Here is an 18,695-nt window from a genome sequence, read left to right as displayed (position 1 = left end):
AATTCATTCCTTCCACTTTTCGGCGAATTGAATTCGTTGAAGAGTGGTCGGATGCGAATGATAATACAACACTTCGCTCGGATGCGGATCGAGCCTTCCCCGATTGTCCTTTGCCATTTTGATTTCGGCGCCGATAAAAGATTTTTTATCTTTGGTAAGAACGAGCGCTTCCAGATCCGCTTCCGTTTCCTGACTTCGGCTCAATGCGCTCCAAACGGGTCTTGTTAAAGTTCCAAAGAGCGAAAGGAGTAAAAACAAAAAGGGAAGAGTGGAGGGAGAATACAATTCCCGCAATGGGATCGACTTTTCCGTTTTGAATTTTTGAAATAGGAACCCCAGTAGGATACAAAGAACGAACGTCTCGAACGTACTGATCAGAATGTCCTTGATCTGATGATCGTAAGTCCAGTGTCCGATTTCGTGTCCGAGTACGCTTATGATTTCCTCTTCCGTATGATTTTGAATCAGCGTGTCGTATAAAAAGATTTTTCGATTTTCACCCCAGCCGGTGAAGTATGCGTTCGTATGCCCCGAGTATTTACTCTCGTTGATCACATATACGTTTTCCACTTGGATGTTTGCCTGATTGCAGAGTGTGAAGATTTTTGATTTGAGACTTCCTTCTTCGATCGGTTTGTATTCATAAAACAAGGGTGTGATCACGATCGGAAAAAGAACGGAGATTAAAAGTCCGAGTACCAAAGAGGTTGCGGGTATTAAAATTTTCCAAACTCTTTCGAATTTTTTTAAGACGAATGAGATTCCCAATACGGCGACACTTCCGCTCACGATTCCGATCCCAAGTCCTTTTGTGGTGTATACGACCCAATCCAAAAAAGTCATTTTTGAAAAACCGAATCGGTGTTCCAATACGAATCCGAAATAATACTGAAAGGGAACGGAAATTAAAAATTGAATCGCGCAGAAGACGAAAAAGAAAAACAAAACCGTAAGATAAAAACGACCTCCGGTTTTTTTTTCGATCCGTTCTTCCAAACGAGCGGAAAGGGGAGAAAAAACAAAAAACCCGGCAACGACGAAATCGATTAGATCGGAAAGGACCGAGGCGAAAAATCCCCTTCTTGCGTATTCGATTCCTTTTTGAACGTCTTCCTGCGTAAAATACTTTAGAATTTGCTCATGTAGTTGGAGAGAGTTGTCCCCTTGATACGAAAGAAACTTCATCGTAACTGTGAATAAAATCTGTAATACGTAAAAGATCAGTAGTACGGTTTTGAGTCGCATTTGATTTCCAAAATGTTTTAGATCGTAAGCTCCGATGATTTTTTAACGATTCCGTGGTAAGTCAATGATTTTCGCGTATGACAACGCATTAGGGATACGGAAGGCGCGTCCGCGTCTCGAACCGAAGGTTCGAGATGAGTCGCTTTGCGACGAACCTGGAGTAGCCCGACCCGCCTGCGCTTTTTCGGTTTTGATTTTTTGAAACGGTAAGTTCACAGGCGGGGAATGCCCTAAACATTTTCTGAAAGTTTTGCGGGCCGGGTTCGATATCGGATCGGTCCTTTCTTTTTAAACCGAAGAACGAAAACTCTTTACAAGATTTCATTCTCTTTTTTAGATTTAACCCAATACCATGTCAAAAGATATAATCTTAGAAAGAGTCTGGCCCGCAAAGGAAATCGTAGAAGACCTTTTCGAACTGAAAAAACATTCCCCCCTAACACATGTTATAACGAACGTCGTGGTCACAAATTGGACCGCAAACGTTTTACTTGCGGTCGGCGCTTCTCCGGCGATGGTGATCGCAGAAGAGGAAGCGGGAGAGTTCGCAAAGATTGCAAGCGCCTTATCGATCAACGTCGGCACGGTTACTGGGAACGACGCAAGGGCGATGAAGATCGCGGCGGCCGCGGCTCGTCAAAAAAATATTCCCTGGGTAATGGACCCCGTCGCCGTAGGCGTCCTCGGTTTTAGGACGGATGTGGTAAAGGAGTTGCTCGATTTAAAACCTTCCGTAATTAGAGGAAACGCTTCCGAAATACTTGCGTTAGGCGGAACAGGTAGCGGAGGAAAAGGTGTCGATTCGACCGCCCGTTCCTCGGATGTTTTACCTTTTGCGAAAATACTTTCCGAAAACTCCGGCGCGGTTGTCGCCGTAAGCGGCGAAGTGGATTACGTTACGAACGGAATCGACGTGATCGCGGTTCCGGGCGGAGATCCGATGATGACCAAAGTTACCGGTGTCGGTTGTTCCTTGGGCTCTCTCATCGCTTCTTTTTTAGGAGTTCAAAAAGATCCGTTACGCGCAACCGCGTCGGCGTCGGCGGTTTTTGCGATCGCGGGTTCCCGCGCCGCGAAAGAATCGAACGGCCCCGGAAGTTTTGCGGTCAACTTTTTGGATCAATTGAGTCGGCTTTCGATCGAACGATAACGTTCTTTGAAAGTACATTCTTGGTAAAGTTTCGCGGTTTGTAAGGACGTTCGATAGAAAGGCCCGGGTATGAAAGTATATTAGAATATACTCTTTAAACTTTTAGGAAAGTAAATCGGCGTATATTTGTCTTTCATTTTTTAGTATTTTTCGTCTATGGGTGCGTTCCTCAAAAAAAGATTTACGCTTACTTTAAATTTTATGAAAATGGATCGATTGCCTTATCGGACGATCAATCCATAATGGATATCGTAAGAAAAGAAGAGTAGATCCAATTTTTCGAAATCAAAAAATATCGGGGAAAATGTCTTCGGATCGAAATCGAAGTAGAGAAACTAAAAACATATTCAAAAGGATCGAATCATGAAGTATCAGTGTTTACTTATCGAACCGAGGGACAAGGTTCTTGTCGTCACTCTCAACCGACCCGAAAAATCCAACGCATTGAACGTACAAATCAGGGACGAACTTGAAAACGTGTTCAATGAGAACGCAAAAAACGATTCCGTTAAGGCGATCGTTTTGAATTCTTCGAGTAAACATTTTTCGAGCGGTTACGATTTGGAGGAAGTCGTTCAAACGAAACTCGAATCGTTTCGTCATAGAATATTAGAATATCATTATTCTCTTTATAGTTTTCCGAAACCGGTGATCACGATTTTAAAAGGTTTTGCGTCCGCCGGAGGTTTTGATCTGGCTCTTTGCGGAGATTACATAATATCCGAAAAAAAGGCGATTCTTTTCCGACCCGAGATTCGTTTTGGAGGTCCGCCGTTGATTACAACTCTCGCCAGAAAGGTCGGTCCTTCCCGAGCGTTGAGTTTGACCTTAAAAGGGGATCCGATTCGATCTTCCCAAGCTTTGAGTTTGGGAATTATAGACGAGATTTACGAGGGAGAAGACGTTTTGCAACACGCGGTTCGAGTCGCTTCCAAACTTTCACAATGGGATTTGAATATGTTATCCGTTTTAAAGGGAATTTCGAATAACTATTTTACGGGAAACTTATACGAAAATTTGAAAAACGAATTCGATGAGTTCGCTTCCGTATTGAAGGATCCGAAGTTTTTTCAGAGGGTTCTAGAATATGCGGAAACGATTCGGCAATAACTTCTTCTTACGGGTATTCTATTTCGGAAGAGTTGGAACTCTTGTTATTAAAAATTTAAAACGACAATCGTTAAACGAAGTCGATTTATTAAGATTTTATAATGGATCGATAGTGAATTTCCGCGAAGTCGGTTTTAAGACTTAGAGCCTGTCCCAAAACTTAAAACAATCGCAGAGATTTGCGGCCATTCCGATAAAATCGGACGGTTGGCGGACAAACTCTTAGAGAACCGAAATCATCAAGTAATCGTTTTATCAAATTGGAAAAGAAGTTATCGGACAAGTTCCTCATTTAACGGGGCGATTTCCGATTTTTGCAGATATTCTATTTCGGAGGAGTTTGAACTCTTGACCATTAGAACTTTTGAATTCGTTTGAGTCGAGGAAACGGAATGAACGACTCCGGTCGGGATATAAAGAACTTCTTCCGGTTGAACTTCGATCGGTTTCGCATTCGGCGGGAGAGTGACTTGTAGATTTCCACGGATCACGTAGTAAGTACAATCGTCGTTTTTGAGTACAAGATTTATTTTTCTCGGTAGTTTCGGCACGTTCAATACGTTTACGCCGATTTTACCTTGAGCGAGTTCGATGGAAAACTTCTTAGATTCGGAGGAATTGAGAAACGTTTGAAGATTGATTTTGCGGAGAGGAGAGGATTGGGGTTTGTCATTTTCTTCTTTACGGCAGTCGGTAAATAAGAGGCAGGTTCCAAGAAATATTGTAAAAAAGGTTTTGTTCATGATCGGATTAAAAAGTGGGAATGGAAGTCCATAGGAAATCGAAAAATTCAATTTCCTATGGCAAAAACTCGGATATTAGAATCCGAAATTGATTGTTACGTCCTTACAAGTGATTGCACTTGTTTTTGCGTCTACCGCGCAAAACTCGGCTTTGGAATTATGAATATCGTCGGTCGTTTTATAGAATCTGTAAAACCCTTTCGAAGTTTTGACTGTATCGATTGACCACACGGATTTACAATCCGTCATCAGAAGAGCAAACATAACAAAGAGTGTGCTAGTGAATATTTTCATTTTAATATGCTTCCTTGGTACTTGGATTTTTATATTTTTCATTTGCGTCGTTACAAGTTAGGTCCCCGTTTTTTTCAACGACACAAATATTATCTTCAACATAGCCGGTACAACCTTGTAAGGTGCTTGCAGCGCAGAAATTTCTATGAAGAACGATTTTGTCCTTATCAAAAACGTTTACTTTTGCAACGTAAAGTTTACATTCCACTAAAGCGGATATTACACTGGCTAAAAAGAAAAATGGAATCAGATTCTTTTTCATGTTATTTTAGACCTCTTATCACGGCCGGTTTGCAATCAAGGGAATCGTTAGCCTCGATGTTACAAAGTACCAATTGACTTGAAAATCGGTTCGGATCGTAAGGGTTTCTGGTATCTTTATCAACAAGAAGGTAAAGACGATCTCCTGCGAATGCCCCAGAGCCGACATGATACCAGGCACAATTTACAGCGAATAATAATGGAAGCATCCAGGCTCCAAACTTTAAAAAACGCATACAATCTCCTAAAAATAGTTGTCCTGAACACTACTGGGGGCATTCGTATATTGAGTCAATAAAATACTGAAAACGGGAGTGAAATTTCAAACAACGTGTTTTTCAAAAACTTTTTTGAATTTCTTTGAATCAAAAAACGAAAATCAAATCGTATTTTTTGAATATTCAAGTCTCCTGTGGGATCGGTGGATTCCCAAGGTCGCTTATAGTAGTGCAAAACGTCGTTTTATGGGATCATGGACGATTTTGAGATAGGATATTAATAATTTTATCTCAATGTGATCTTCGTGAAACTTATAATGAACTTGTTGACGTTTTATAATTCGACTAATGTTTGAGTGCGTTCCACAGGGAGCGGTGGGTTTTATTTTTGAATTGAACTCTTGTTATTAAAAATTTAAAACGACAATCGTTAAACGAAGTCGATTTATTATAAATTCAATTTTGTTTGGAGTTTTCTTATACGGTTGTGTAATCTTAACTCTTGTTTTTCCGAAATCCTTCTCAAGGATCGTACAACTTAGCGTTTCCATTCTCCGAAGGACAAAACGTTGGTGGGGCATTTGATTACACATTCCGAACAACGAACACATTGAACGTTGTCCATGGGGATTCCCTTGTTTGCGTAACCCATCACGTCGATTCCTTGGTGACAGACTTTGGTGCAGATATTGCAGGAGATACATTTTTTCTTTTCCGAGAGGATCCTAAACTTGCTGAATCTTCCGTAGATGTGCATAAGAGCGGCGAGCGGGCAAAAAAAACGGCACCAGACCCTTCCGCTCAAAAAGAAATACGCTCCGAGTCCCAGAACGCCGGCTAACAACAAATCGACGGCGACGTCGTAGATTTTTTTCCCGTTGTCTCCGACGTTTCCTAAAACGTGGGTAAAGGGAAACCAAGGAGATAAAAAGATTTCACTGAGTTTCAAGATCGTAATGATCGAGGCGAACAAAAGGATCCATTGACCCGAATTTTCCAATTGATTGGCGAATTTTCCGTGAGGCATTTCGGTTCTTGTTTCGTCTCCGAGAGTTTCCGCAAGTCCTCCGCAAGAGCAGATCCAACCGCAATACGCTCCCTTGCCGAAACGATACACGAGTAACGGAATCACCCCGAATGTCTGAACCGTTCCGTAGATCAGCCAGAAAGAAGTGATTCCGGCGTTGTAAAAAATTCCCAGGTTCAAAGGCCAAGCGAGAATGAAACCGTAAGCGTTCCAATAGGCGCCGTTGGGAAACACTTGAGTTAATAAAAATCCATTCGAATTTCCTAATAGACCGTTTTGTCCTAAAAAGGGGAGTATGATCTCGGGTAACAAAAACAACGGAAAGATCTGAATCAGGATCAAAGTCCAGGTTTGTTTTCGAATATATTGAGTGGGTTTTATTTTGATTCTCCGCAAACCGAAAACGAGGATGGTGAGCGAATACAAAAGTGTGTAGTGAAAGGCGGGTTGTTTTCCCGATAATAAAAAACCGAAATATTTGTTCCCTACGTAAACAAGGCAGAAATAAGACGCCGCTAAAAATAAATAAGAATTTTTGAATGTATTCCAACCGTTTTTAAAAAGCTCTTTTCTTTTTTGAAACAGATAAATCGAGAACGGAATTCCCAGAACGATGAAACCTAACAACGAAACGAAAGCGATCCGAGTATAAAAAGAATTTCCGTCAAAGGAGGCCTTTCCCCAATAGATTACGTTTGCAAAAAGGATCATCTCTAAAAAACCGATCCAATCCCAAAAACGTTTTTGACTTTGAATCCGAAGCCCGATTTGTTTTAAAAACTCGATCGGCGCGCCGGAACCGATTTGGACGAGTATGCTCGTATTCGGAATTTTTTCCGAACTTCGGCGGGAAGAATCGGAAGAAGTAGGAGAATCGGAAGAACCGATTCGTTTCAATCGAACTTCTTTGTCTAAAATTTCTTCAACGACCGTTTCTTTTAAGAATTCTATTTTTCCCGACGTAACGAGGGATTCGAATTTTTGTTTGTTAGTCGACTTCGGACGAACCAATTCTTTTCCTCGATAGGAAAGTCGAGTCGAGTTCGCATATTCGCTCACTGCGATCGCCGCTTCTAACGCCGAGTCTCCGCCCCCGACAACGAGTACGTCCTCTTTTTCAAAATCTTTCGGGTCGATCAGTCTATAAAAAACTTTCGACAATTTTTCCCCGGATACTTGCAGATTTCTCGCGTTCCCGCTTTTGCCGACCGCGATAACCAATTCCTTTGTTTTGAATTTTTCTCCGTTTTCGCAAAAAACGCTAAATCCGAAATCTTCGGTTTGAATTTCGGTAACTTTTACGTTCGTTTGAATCGGAAGTTCCCATCGATCGAGGGTGTTTTGTAGGTCTCGTAATAGGCTTTCTTTGGTTCCGTCCACGATCGGTAATTCGGAGTTCGTTTTCAGATCTTTCGGTTCCGCAAAAATCGGTTTTGCTTTCGGATAACTTCTTACCGTATGAAACGGTTCATTGGATTCTAATATAATAAATTTATAATTTAATTTTTTACATTCGATTCCGGCGGATATTCCGGCCGGTCCCGCGCCTACGATCAAAATATCGTAAACGGCGGTTTCTTTTACAAAGGCGGTTCGGTTTTCTTTTCGAGTTTTTTCTCCGATTGTTCGGACGACCTCGGCTCCGCTTTTGACCGCGAACTTTAATAGAGGAAGGCCGGTCAAGTCTCCGATCACTCGAATTCCGGGAATCGAACTTTCATAGGATTCCGAAACCTCGGGATATATTTCCACTTTGCCCTCGGGTGTGTTGTTGTGAAGCCAAGAGAAATAACGCGAGATCAGCGGGATTTTTACGTTCATATTTGCCTATTCTAATTAACGTGAGTTCAGTTTAAGAAAATCTGGGCGAATCTCATTGGGAACGCGCTTGAACTAAAGTGTTGCTGCCTAAACTCAATCTCACTCCCTGGTGCTGCGACCCATCGGGAGCAGTGCCATTGGCCGTTCTTCGATTATACGATAAACCCGCCGTGATTTCAATTCGTCTTTCCGATCGAAAAGTTACAAATCCTTTTTTGGAACAGACTCAGTTTAGAAAATTATAATATTATTTGAATTGAATCAAAACCTTGTTTTACGGTTTTACCGCGCTAAGGATGCGGAGCGTGCGTAGCAGTTGTCTCGTCAGAGACAACCGAAGGCGAACGCCGAAGCGCGGAGCCAGCCTGGCCTGCGCCTAAAACGCGTCGATTTTGTTTTTCAATCGATTGGCGCAGGAGCGCCCAAAACTTAATCTCAAGACAATTTTCTTTTCGGATCGGTTATGTTAAAAGCGAGATAGAAGAGGAAGGAATTTTTACCGAATCCAAGTGGGAAGATTCGGTATGGAGCTTGTCGGGATCGAACCGACGACCTTCTGAATGCAAATCAGATGCTCTCCCAGCTGAGCTAAAGCCCCTTGTCGAATACCGGATGGGCCTGATGTGATTTGAACACATGACCCCACGCTTATCAAGCGTGTGCTCTAACCAGCTGAGCTACAGGCCCGGTAAGGGATATGTTTTTGACCGCGCCTTCAAATGCAAACAGTTTTTTGTCAAAAAACGCTTTTGGGTTCCGGGTTAAAATCCGTCTCTGCGATAAACTCGAATTTGATGATCCAAAAAATCCGAGATCACTAAGTAACGATTATCAGGCGAGACGTCAAGCCCCGTGGGTTGATTTCCCGCTTCCCAAAATTCCTTTACCGTGTCGGTTGTTGTGTCGATCACGTAAACTTTTCCGAGTACCATTCCTTTTTTGAGATAACCTTCGGTCGGATGGTTCGGACCTCTGCAAGAAACGTAAAGATATTTGCCGTCCGGTGAAAGCGCGATCGTATTCGGTTTATCGAATACGGGAATTGTCTTTTGAACTTTTTTTTCCTTTAAATCGTAAACTTCGATTTTGCCGCAACACATGTCCGAGACGTAGATTTTATTTTCCACGTTACCCGAAACGATATGTCGTTTGTTACCCGGAGGTCCGATCGTATCGATCAGCTTTTCCTTTTCCATGGAATAAATTCCGAGTCGACCGCCTCCGGACTCCTGGTTGCTCGCGGAAAATTGAGCGATGTACAATTCTTTTCCGTCTTTGGAAAGTAGAAGCCCTCGAGGTAATCCGATTTTTTCGGTCTTGCGAGTTTCCGTTTTCGTTTTTCTGTCGATGACGGAAATGTCTTCGCTGATCCAGTTCGAACAGTAGACAAGATCTCGGATCGGATCGTAAAGTAGAATCTTGGACCACTTTCCGGTAAGGTCCACTGTCGCTTTATACGCGAGAGTTTTTAAATCGAATACGTGAACCGCATTCGCCTGCATCTGACTTACCCAGAGTTCGTTGTGTTCGGGGATCGCGATCGTTTCCACAAAACCCAATTTCTTTCTGTATTTTTCGGGAGGCGCAAGTCTGACCGTTTCGCCCGTTCTTATATCCAAAACGTCCATCCCTTCGTCTTCCAATAGGGGAATTGCAAGTCTTGTGTTGTCGATAAAACGTACACTTTTGGGTTGTATACCCGTTTTGAACTTTGCGGTAAAACGATGCGTTATGCCCTCTTTGTCGAGAGCGATCAACTTTTCGTTCAGTTCCTCCGCGGTTTTGATTCGATAGGAGGAATTTTGAAAACCCGGAGAGGTAAGTTTCAATTCGATTCCCTTGCCGTCCTTGTAAACGGGAGTTTCCATTTCCACGAGGCCGACGTTCTTATCCGTTTCCAAAACCTTAAAAGGCAGGACCTCTTCTTCCGATCGGATCACGGTTCCCTTGTAAGGATGAACGCTGAATTTAACGATCGTAGTTCCGCTTTTTTCCCTAAAGGCCGGAGAGGAAATCAGGGAGGAGTTTCCGCTTTTGCAGCAGACTAAAATCAGGAAGATCGGGATTAAAAGCGCCGCATCGGGTTGGACGAGTTTCAGAAGGATTTTTTTGAGATTCGAGTTCACTGGACGTTCCCCTTAACCTTGGATTATGATTTTTTTTTCGTTTGTGTTTGATTTCCGAGGATCAGGTTGATCCAACGGAAAGGGCGTATTAGAAAATGATAAATTGCGAATGTGATTCCGAAAACCGATAAGAGATGTAAAAGAAATTTCTCCGTAAGTCCTAAGGAAGTATGAACCGTAAAATATCCGGTTAAAAGCGAAACCGGATGGTGTACGAGATAAATCGGAAGACTCGCGGTTCTCATGTATTCGGTTTTATCGTTTCTAAAATCGAAAAATTTCTGAAAGAGTCCGATCAAAAGACGGATCATCAGCCAACCGGCGGCGCATTTGGAAAGTATGTGTAGAATCCTTCTCCAATCTCCCGTATAACCGAAGTAAGACCAGAACGGATCGATCCTGCTGATTTCGTAATATCCCCAGAACGCAAAAAAAGCAAGCGGGGCCCAGATCCAAAATCGATCCGATTGAGGTTCCAAAAGTAGATTTTCCTTCGAGATCAAAAGACTTCCGCAAAGAAAAAACGTGTAGTTGTAGACGAAGTTGACGGGTTCGATCGCAAACCAGGATTCGTCTTTCATAAAGTATAAATTGATCATACACGTTCCGGCAAAACTGACGAAGGTGAATACGACGATCGTTTTCCATTCCTGCACGAATCCTTTTTGATCGGGTTCTTCTTTTAAAAGTGTCGTCAACGGAAGCGTTATCTTTCGGACAAAAAGATGCAGGATCGTAAATAGAATCAGAAAGTAAAGGAACCAGATATGGGAAGGTCGAATATTAAAATTTAAGAATATTTTAAAATAGAAATCCAGATAGGAAATTTCCCCTCCCGCTTGTAATAGGGAAATGTAGGATTGCATGGGCGCGAAAAGGAAAATCCCGACCACCGTCGGAATGAAAATCCTGAAAATTCTCATCCTTAAAAACTCTTTGAGGGTTTTGGCGCGAAAGATCGCTTCCGTAAAGTAGCCGGAAAGGAAGAAAAAAAGGGGCATTCTAAAAACGTGCACCCATTCCCCGAATACGTCGAAGACCTCCGATCTTTGTTCGTTTCGTAGTGGATATTTGATTTCAGCGGCGTAAACGATCGCTACGTGAAATACGAGACCGATTAAAAGAGCAAAAGAACGAAGATTGTCTAAATAAAAAAGTCTCTTTCGAGTTTTTGATAAGATCGGCTTAAGGCTCAAACATCCACCGTATATTTAAAAAGGGAATCTCGAAGGATCAAGGTCGAAGGGTCCTCTTTTTTTTGTTCCACCATTTTATCTTTTACTAATAGATTGATCGCACTCACCAAGTCCTGGTGTTCCAATCCCACTCTAAGGATCGCCCATCTGATAAAATGATTCAGATGAATTCGATAATTACTTCCTTCCTGTTGTCCGTTCGTTTGCGAAAAAGTAATCAAAGCGGAGGTCACTAAATTCTTTTTATCCGCTTTTAATAGTATGGCGATCGTCTTGTTGGTTTCCCTCAATCTGGATGTGAGAATTTTTACGATCTTCATGGAGAATCCGGGATTCGTCCGTATCAGATTGAAAAACGCGCCTTCGTTGATTGCGATGAGCGAAACGTCCGTCCTTGCAACGGCCTTCGCACTTCGAGGCGTCCTATCGATCAATGCCATTTCGCCGAACATATCTCCCTCTTTTAATTCTACGAGGAGTTTATAAGCCTCTTTCACTTTTTTGTGAATTCCTACTTTTCCTTTGACGATCAGGTACATCTCTTCGGCTTCCTGATTCTCCTCAAAAATAATATCGGATTCTTTGAACTCGACGCCCAATTTCTGGACCATGGATTCGGTTATTTTCATAATTCTTAATGGACCTTAATTATAATCTCGCAACAACTCCGACGGTTTTTAGGATCTAGAAAGTCTGCACCAGCTTGGATGATTGTGAGTCGAAATCAACTAAAATCCGAAGATCGAATTTTATAAGCGATTTATAGAAGGCGAGATATGAATGGTCCGGAATCAGATTTCAGTGGATTTTACAGAAGAGGGGAATCAGCCTTTGCTAAAGTTCAATCGCTCTATTAGGAAAATATAGCTGAACTCCGAATTTTACCCGCTGATTCCTAGTACGCTAACCCCTAAATTCTAATCACTCGTCACTGGAAACGCCGGAGTTCCCACATTTCGAGGGGTGAGTCGGCGAGATGTTAGTTGTTAGGATTGGAAACCGAAATTGCTGTTGACTTGGAGCCCTTCTAAAATAATTTTCTGGGATTTGTCCTTTCATTTTTCTTCCACATGTTAGAACTCAGTGGATAAGAATTAAGGATCAGTGGGTGAAGTTATGATTCCTAACACATAAGAGTTCCAAGTGGCGAGGGATTTGGTGACCGGGTTTTAGATACTTTTTTTGCAGTTCCGAATAAAAAATGCGGGAGTTCCCACATTTTAGATACCAGCGGTTAGGGTTCGGATTTTCGAACCTAACCGCCTAACATCTCGACTACGTGCGAGTTCGTAGGTTTGTACTTGCAAAAAGTATAATTTTCTGATAGAGAAGATTTCCGGAGTTTTCCCACAACCTATCGAACGACCCATAGGGAGTGAGATTGAGTTCCGAACGACCCATAGGGAGTGAGATTGAGTTCCGAACGACCCATAGGGAGTGAGATTGAGTTCCGAACGACCCATAGGGAGTGAGATTGAGTTCCGAACGACCCATAGGGAGTGAGATTGAGTTCCGAACGACCCATAGGGAGTGAGATTGAGTTACGAACGACCCAGGTAACTAAAGTGGCACTGCTCCCGATGGGTCGCAGCACCAGGGAGTTGAAATAGAGCTTCTTTCCGCCCTGAATTGCGCGCCAGGAAACTACAATAAACGCCTCTCTATGGATCGGCGTGAACTACAATAAACGCCTCTCTATGGATCGGCGTTTAAGGAAGAGAATATGGATTTTACGATACCTAAAGAAGTCGAAGAAACCAAAAAGAAAATCCGAGACTTTGTCGAGAACTATGCGATACCGGCCGAGGATCACTACGATTACGATCACGGAAGAATGCCCGAAAAGGTCACGGAAGAACTCAGAAAAAAAGTAAAAGAACTCGGCCTTTGGACGCCTCATCTTCCGAAATCCGAAGGCGGTCTCGGGCTCGACATGGTCGGAACTGCGATCATCTTTTCCGAACTCGGACGTTCTCCGGTTGCTCCTTATCTCTGCAACTGCGACGCGCCCGACGAGGGTAATATGCATCTTCTGCATATAGCGGCCAACAAAGAACAAAAAGAAAAATATTATTATCCTCTTATACAAGGAAAGATCCGTTCCGCGTTTGCGATGACCGAACCTCCTCCGGGAGCCGGCGCCGATCCGCAGACGCTTACGACCAACGCGGTCAAAGACGGAACCGATTATATAATCAACGGACACAAATGGTATTGCACCGGCGCCAACGGCGCGGGTTTTTTGATCGTGATGTCCAAGGTCGCCGATTCTTTTCGAAGAACTACGATGTTTCTCGTGCCGACGGACGCTCCCGGTTATACGATGGTGAGAGAAATCGGTGTCATGGGTTCTCACGGGCCGGGCGGTCACTGCGAATTAAAATTCGACAACGTCCGAGTTCCCGAGTCCGCGATCTTAGGAAGAGTGGGAGAAGGATTTAAATGGTCTCAGGAACGTCTGGGTCCGGCTCGACTAACACACTGTATGCGATGGATCGGACTTGCGAGAAGATCCATGGAAATCGCAAGAGAATACGCGATCAAACGGGAAGTGTTCGGTCAAAGGATCGCGGATCATCAAGGAATTCAGTGGATGTTTGCCGAGTCCGCGCTCGAAATCGAATCGGGATATATGCTGACCTTAAAAGCCGCCCATACTTTGAGAGCCGGAGAGGACGCGAGACAGATTATATCGATGGCTAAGTGGCAGGTTTCCGAAACGCTCGGTAAGGTGGTGGATCGAGCGATTCAAATCTGCGGATCACACGGATACGGAAGAGATATGAAACTCGAACTGTTTTATAGGGACGCCAGAGCCGCCAGGATCGCGGACGGACCGAGCGAGGTTCATAAGATGGTGATCGGAAGAAATCTGGTCAGCGGCAAAAACGATTTCTAATATTAAAATATACGAATATTATGAACGATACAGAACTGAAAAACGTTTTAGAGGGTTATCTTTCCGAAAGGTTGAAGGGAAAAACCGAGATCCATTCCATGATATCCCTCAGCGGCGGGGCCTGTCAGGAAAATTTTTCCGCGCAGCTTCAAGTATGGGACGGACCGGAAAAAGGTTCTTACGATACGGTATTTCGAACCGATAAAGGCGCGGCGCTTCTTGCTTCCTTAAGTCGCGAGGACGAGTTCGGCGTTTGTGATCTGGCTTACAAAGCCGGAGTTAATACTCCCAGACCTTTTTGGTTGGAAACCGACCGGACGATCACCGGAAGTCCTTTTTACTTTATGCAGAAGATTTCCGGAAAGGCGACCGGAAGATACGTCGTCAAAGATCCTTCGCTTAACAAAATGAGAAAACAACTCGCCGTGGATCTCGCGGAAAATCTCGCCCAACTTCATTCGGTAAAACCGTCGGATTGTAAGGACGAAAAACTTCGTAAAACTCTGTGGATGGATCAGGATCCCAACGACAAGATCGTGGCAAACGGATCGATCCGTTCTCTTCGATTGCAATTGGAAAGAATGACGGAAGCGTATCCCGCAATGGAGATGATTCTCAACTGGTTGGAAAAAAAAGCGAAACCCTCCGACGATATCGTATTCATACACGGGGATTTCAGAACCGGAAATTTTATGGTAACTCCGGACGGATTGCAAGGAATCGTGGACTGGGAATTCGCTCACTGGGGGGATCGTCACGAGGATCTTACCTGGCTTTGTATGAGAGATTGGAGATTCGGAAAACTCAACAAAGAAGCCGGAGGATTTGCGGATCGCAGCGAATTTTACGAAGCCTATGAAAAATCATCCGGCGTAAAACTCGATCCTTCGATGATCACTTACTGGGAAGTGATGGGAAATCTCAGATGGGCGATCGGATGTATCGGCCAAGCGGAAAGACATCTTTCCGGAAAGGACAAGGGGATCGAACTCGCTGCGATCGGAAGAAGGGCCTGCGAGATGGAATACGAAGCGATGAGGATCATAGAAAATGCAGGATAAACCGACGTCCACGGACTTACTCGAAGCGATTCAGGATTTTCTAATGAAGGAAGTCCTTCCTCAGTTTAAGGATAAGGATCTTTTATCCTATAAAACATTAGTAAGTTGGAATATGTTGGGAGTTGTCTCCCGGGAGCTCCGTTCGGGGGAAGAGTTGCTCGATAAGGAACTGAACCGTCTCGTCAAACTTCTAAATAAAAATTCTTCCTTACCTTCCACTCTGAACGAAAAGAAAAACCTGGCTCATACTTGGAACCTGGAACTGAGGGATAAAATTCGAAACGATAAACTTTCCTTGGAAGATTCGCAGTGGTGGAATCACGTAAAGGAAACCGTAAGAGAAAAAGTCGAGGTTACGAATCCGAGATTTACCACGGAACGTTAGTCGCTCATGTCGGTTGTTTATTTGATCCGTCACGGCCAGGCAAATTCTCAAGGTGAAAACTACGATCTACTGACTCCGCGCGGTAAAGATCAGGCCTTTGCGCTCGGAAGGTTTACGGCTCAAAACGGAGAACTACCCGATCGGATCGTGACCGGCACGATGCGAAGGCATATGGAAACCGCGGAATCTTTTATACAAGGTGTGATTTCGATCGTCGGCGATTCCGAGAAATTCAGAACGGATTCCTTCATTCGCCGAGACGGGGGTTGGAACGAATTCGCTCCGGAACTTTGGAGTTCTTATTCCAAACTTCTTTCTTCCGTAAAACCCGAGTTCGCAAAAACACTTTCCCAATTCGGTAAGGTTCGAGTCAAAGGTGGAATCCGATCCGCCGCCTTATTTTTTAAATTGACGGAGGAAATTTTAAGATTTTGGAGGGAAGGAACGGAAACTCCGGAAGGAATCGAAACATTCAAAAATTTTGAGACTAGAATATTCCATTCTTGTAATGTTTGGTTTTCTCCCGGAGAGACTGAACGAAATTTCATTTTCACTTCGGGAACTCCGATTTCTCTGGTATTAAATCGTCTTCTGCGTCAGGACGAAGATTGTTTTGCGTGGATGCCTTGGATTTGGAACACTTCCTTGAGTACGTTCCGATGGGTGAAAGGAAGATATCTTCCGGTTTCGATCAACGGGGTTCCGCATCTTCCCGATAAATTATATCGAACTTTTTTTTAACGCGGGACCGATGCGAAAGCGATTGAAGCGGAATCAACAAATTGGAATGAGGAAAGAATTTCGCTTTTAGGGTGATCTATCAATTTGTCGATTGAAGCGGTTTTGTTAATCGGAACTGCGGAATTTTGAGACAAGTATAAAATCTTGTCGAAATGAGGCCCCTGTTTTGGATGGTAACTCGGGAATCATCGGTTCCCGAGAATCTTAAGTATGAGAAAAAGATCGACGGAACGGGCGATTAACGCTTAGACTGTCCGTCGTCTGCGAGCGATTGATGACAAATTTGAAAAGTCATTTACGATTTTCGATACCCAACGTGGGGCTATGGATCTTCGGAATCAGTACGATTTTGGTGGCGGTATCTTTTTTCGGTAATTATTATTACGAAGAGAAACACTTAGACAGACTGATAGACAATATTCACTGGACGGTTTCTTACGTATGCGCGGCCGTTCTTGCCTGGTTCGGTTATCTTTCCGGCGAGGGTAAAATCCATCGTTTTAGACTTTGGTTCGCTCTCGGTCTCACGGCCAACGCACTCGGACAATTTTCCTGGGCGATTCAAGTTTATCTGGACTATTACGTCACCCCGACGCCGAGCGATTATCTTTTTCCTTGGGTCGCCCCCTGTTTTATCATCGGGTACTCTATTATAATTATTGAATGTGATCGAAATAAAATCCGCGCGGCCGTGTTGGACGCGCTCGGGCTCATCACTGCGATTCTCACTTTCTCGCTCGCGTTGTATCTTCCTCAAAGGGAAGGGGTCGGAATTCCACAACTTCTTCCTTTGATCAATCATCCGGTTTCCTTTTTAACCGCTGCGGCTCTCGGAGTTTTACTCATCCCTCTTTTAAGATTACAACCCGATAAGTCCTGGTTTTCGTTCATACTCGGTATGGGAGGAACGGGGCTTTGTTGGTTGTTATGGAACGCGTTGTTTATCGTGGAGATTCCTCCGGACGGAACCGTGTTGAACGCGGGCTTTTCCGTCGCCGCTTTGATTTTGGGATACGGAGTTTTGACCTGGGAACCCAGATTCAACGATCATCCCGTATGGGGGAGAAGGTTCGAAGCTGCGCTTCGTCTATTACCTTTGTTTGAAGTGGTTGCGAGTTCGATTACGATCGTACTTGCGGGAACTCTCGGCGGGTTGCCCGAGGGGGTTCGAATCGTCGCTTGGACCGGAACCACGATCGTGGTTGTGATCGCGAGTGCGAGACAAACTTTCCTTGTTAAAGAAATGACGGACGCGGAACAGGAAATCCGTTTGATCAACGAGGGACTCGAAGAGATCGTCGCCAAAAGAACGGAAGAACTTAGGACCGTAAATCAATATCTTATTTCCAAAAACGAACAAGTGATTCGTGCGATCGAAAATGTAAAAAACACGCAGAAACAATTGATTCGTTCCGAGAAGATGGCCGTACTCGGACAGTTGGTCGCCGGTATCGCGCACGAACTCAACACTCCGTTAGGCGCTATCGTTTCCTCAAACGAAGCGATTCGATCCGTATTATCCGATTCTTGGGAGGACCTTTTAAGGGATTATTCCGATTTTACGGAGGATGAAAAATCGATTTGGGAAAAACTTTTTTCCAGAGCGATTTCCCTGAGAGAATTTTACGATACCAGAGAGGAAAGGATCAAAAGAAAAAAAATCGCAGGTTTGTTAAGCGACTTCGGATTTTCCGAGTTTATACGTCTTGCGGACATCCTTACCGATTTAGGAATTAATCCGGATTACGTCGCGGAGAATTTTAAGGATCTGCCTCAAAAGAAAAAACTTCTAATGATCGCACAGAACGCTCTTTCTCTTTCCGGTCTTGCTAGGGCGAGTTTTACGATCGAAAAGGCGGCTGAAAAAGCGTCCCTCGTAATCCAAGCTCTGAAGGAATACGCGTACAGGGATCGGACCGATACGGCGATGGGAGCCGTGGATCTACGTAAACAATTGGAAACCGTTCTCACTCTTTATTATTCGAAATACAAAACTCAAGTGGAGATCGTTCGCGACATGCCCGAAACTTCGTACGTCCGTGGAAACGCGGAATCGCTCACGCAAGTTTGGACGAATCTCATTGGGAACGCGCTTTATGCGATGGGTTATAAAGGAAAAATCGTGATCTCCTGCAATAGAATCCTAACGGGTTGGGAAGTCGCGATCAAAGACAGCGGAACCGGGATCGAAGAAGCGGTACGAGACCGCATCTTCGAACCTTTTTTTACCACTAAACCTTCCGGCGCCGGGACGGGTTTAGGTTTGGACATATGCAGAAGAATCATCGAAGATCATAACGGAAAAATCTTCTTTGAAACTTCCAAACAGGGGACCACTTTTTTTGTGGTTCTTCCCGTTGCGGAACCGCCTCATAAAATTTCCGAAAAACAACTCGTCAAAAGTTAGAAAATTATACT

At 43.8% G+C, this 18,695-nt stretch carries 16 protein-coding genes and 2 tRNA genes; 7 read left to right on the top strand and 11 right to left on the bottom strand.

Going from position 1 to position 18,695, the window contains the following annotated elements; all coding sequences use genetic code 11:
- Window positions 1-3 precede the first annotated feature (3 nt).
- Window positions 4-1,245 carry a M48 family metallopeptidase gene (locus tag LEP1GSC060_RS01450; RefSeq protein ID WP_002995305.1) on the bottom strand — a complete coding sequence of 414 codons (1,242 nt, stop codon included), beginning with the start codon at window positions 1,243-1,245 and terminating at the stop codon, window positions 4-6.
- Between the two features lie 352 nt (window positions 1,246-1,597).
- Between LEP1GSC060_RS01450 and thiM the strand changes: the two genes are divergently transcribed.
- Together thiM and LEP1GSC060_RS01435 are read left to right on the top strand one after the other, a co-directional pair.
- Entirely contained in the window at window positions 1,598-2,395 is a 798-nt protein-coding gene (gene thiM / locus LEP1GSC060_RS01440) for a hydroxyethylthiazole kinase (RefSeq protein ID WP_002995132.1), read from the top strand.
- Window positions 2,396-2,758: 363 nt separating this feature from the next.
- On the top strand, window positions 2,759-3,505 hold the full coding sequence (locus LEP1GSC060_RS01435; RefSeq protein ID WP_002994964.1) for an enoyl-CoA hydratase/isomerase family protein: 747 nt from the start codon (window positions 2,759-2,761) through the stop codon (window positions 3,503-3,505).
- Between the two features lie 272 nt (window positions 3,506-3,777).
- Here LEP1GSC060_RS01435 and LEP1GSC060_RS01430 read toward each other — a convergent pair whose 3' ends face one another.
- From LEP1GSC060_RS01430 to LEP1GSC060_RS01385, 10 genes are all read right to left on the bottom strand, one after another.
- Window positions 3,778-4,248, bottom strand: coding sequence for a cupin domain-containing protein (locus LEP1GSC060_RS01430; RefSeq protein WP_036095177.1), 471 nt, complete (start codon window positions 4,246-4,248; stop codon window positions 3,778-3,780).
- Between the two features lie 75 nt (window positions 4,249-4,323).
- The gene (locus LEP1GSC060_RS01425; protein WP_036095105.1) at window positions 4,324-4,542 is read right to left on the bottom strand and encodes a hypothetical protein; all 219 of its coding nucleotides are present in this window, start codon (window positions 4,540-4,542) and stop codon (window positions 4,324-4,326) included.
- Window position 4,543: 1 nt separating this feature from the next.
- Window positions 4,544-4,804: a hypothetical protein gene (locus LEP1GSC060_RS01420; protein WP_002995269.1), complete on the bottom strand. Its 261-nt coding sequence runs from the start codon at window positions 4,802-4,804 to the stop codon at window positions 4,544-4,546.
- Window position 4,805: 1 nt separating this feature from the next.
- On the bottom strand, window positions 4,806-5,039 hold the full coding sequence (locus tag LEP1GSC060_RS01415; RefSeq protein ID WP_036095104.1) for a hypothetical protein: 234 nt from the start codon (window positions 5,037-5,039) through the stop codon (window positions 4,806-4,808).
- A gap of 520 nt (window positions 5,040-5,559) precedes the next feature.
- Window positions 5,560-7,869, bottom strand: a complete 2,310-nt coding sequence (locus LEP1GSC060_RS01410; RefSeq protein ID WP_002994937.1) for an NAD(P)-binding domain-containing protein — start codon at window positions 7,867-7,869, stop codon at window positions 5,560-5,562.
- Window positions 7,870-8,394: 525 nt separating this feature from the next.
- Window positions 8,395-8,467, bottom strand: a tRNA-Ala gene (locus tag LEP1GSC060_RS01405).
- Window positions 8,468-8,482: 15 nt separating this feature from the next.
- Window positions 8,483-8,556, bottom strand: a tRNA-Ile gene (locus LEP1GSC060_RS01400).
- 74 nt (window positions 8,557-8,630) lie between these two features.
- A complete protein-coding gene (locus LEP1GSC060_RS01395) occupies window positions 8,631-9,995 on the bottom strand; it encodes a YncE family protein (RefSeq protein ID WP_002995319.1) in 1,365 nt (454 codons plus the stop codon).
- Between the two features lie 23 nt (window positions 9,996-10,018).
- Window positions 10,019-11,191, bottom strand: coding sequence for an acyltransferase family protein (locus LEP1GSC060_RS01390; RefSeq protein WP_002995102.1), 1,173 nt, complete (start codon window positions 11,189-11,191; stop codon window positions 10,019-10,021).
- Window positions 11,188-11,820, bottom strand: coding sequence for a Crp/Fnr family transcriptional regulator (locus LEP1GSC060_RS01385; protein WP_002995429.1), 633 nt, complete (start codon window positions 11,818-11,820; stop codon window positions 11,188-11,190). The genes LEP1GSC060_RS01390 and LEP1GSC060_RS01385 overlap by 4 nt, the downstream gene beginning before the upstream one ends.
- A gap of 1,094 nt (window positions 11,821-12,914) precedes the next feature.
- On the opposite strand from LEP1GSC060_RS01385, the gene LEP1GSC060_RS01380 reads away from it, so the two are divergent.
- From LEP1GSC060_RS01380 to LEP1GSC060_RS01360, 5 genes are all read left to right on the top strand, one after another.
- Entirely contained in the window at window positions 12,915-14,090 is a 1,176-nt protein-coding gene (locus LEP1GSC060_RS01380; protein WP_002995076.1) for an acyl-CoA dehydrogenase family protein, read from the top strand.
- Window positions 14,091-14,110: 20 nt separating this feature from the next.
- A complete protein-coding gene (locus LEP1GSC060_RS01375; protein WP_002995212.1) occupies window positions 14,111-15,151 on the top strand; it encodes a phosphotransferase family protein in 1,041 nt (346 codons plus the stop codon).
- Entirely contained in the window at window positions 15,141-15,536 is a 396-nt protein-coding gene (locus LEP1GSC060_RS01370) for a DUF6285 domain-containing protein (RefSeq protein WP_002995528.1), read from the top strand. The genes LEP1GSC060_RS01375 and LEP1GSC060_RS01370 overlap by 11 nt, the downstream gene beginning before the upstream one ends.
- Window positions 15,537-15,542: 6 nt before the next feature.
- Entirely contained in the window at window positions 15,543-16,277 is a 735-nt protein-coding gene (locus tag LEP1GSC060_RS01365) for a histidine phosphatase family protein (RefSeq protein WP_002995208.1), read from the top strand.
- Between the two features lie 274 nt (window positions 16,278-16,551).
- Window positions 16,552-18,684, top strand: coding sequence for a sensor histidine kinase (locus tag LEP1GSC060_RS01360; protein WP_002995539.1), 2,133 nt, complete (start codon window positions 16,552-16,554; stop codon window positions 18,682-18,684).
- The last annotated feature ends 11 nt before the right edge of the window (window positions 18,685-18,695 follow it).

Origin of the sequence: Leptospira weilii serovar Ranarum str. ICFT (assembly GCF_000332415.1) — a bacterium.
Taxonomy (GTDB): Bacteria; Spirochaetota; Leptospiria; order Leptospirales; family Leptospiraceae; genus Leptospira; species Leptospira weilii_A.
This window is presented reverse-complemented; position numbering and strand designations above follow the sequence as displayed.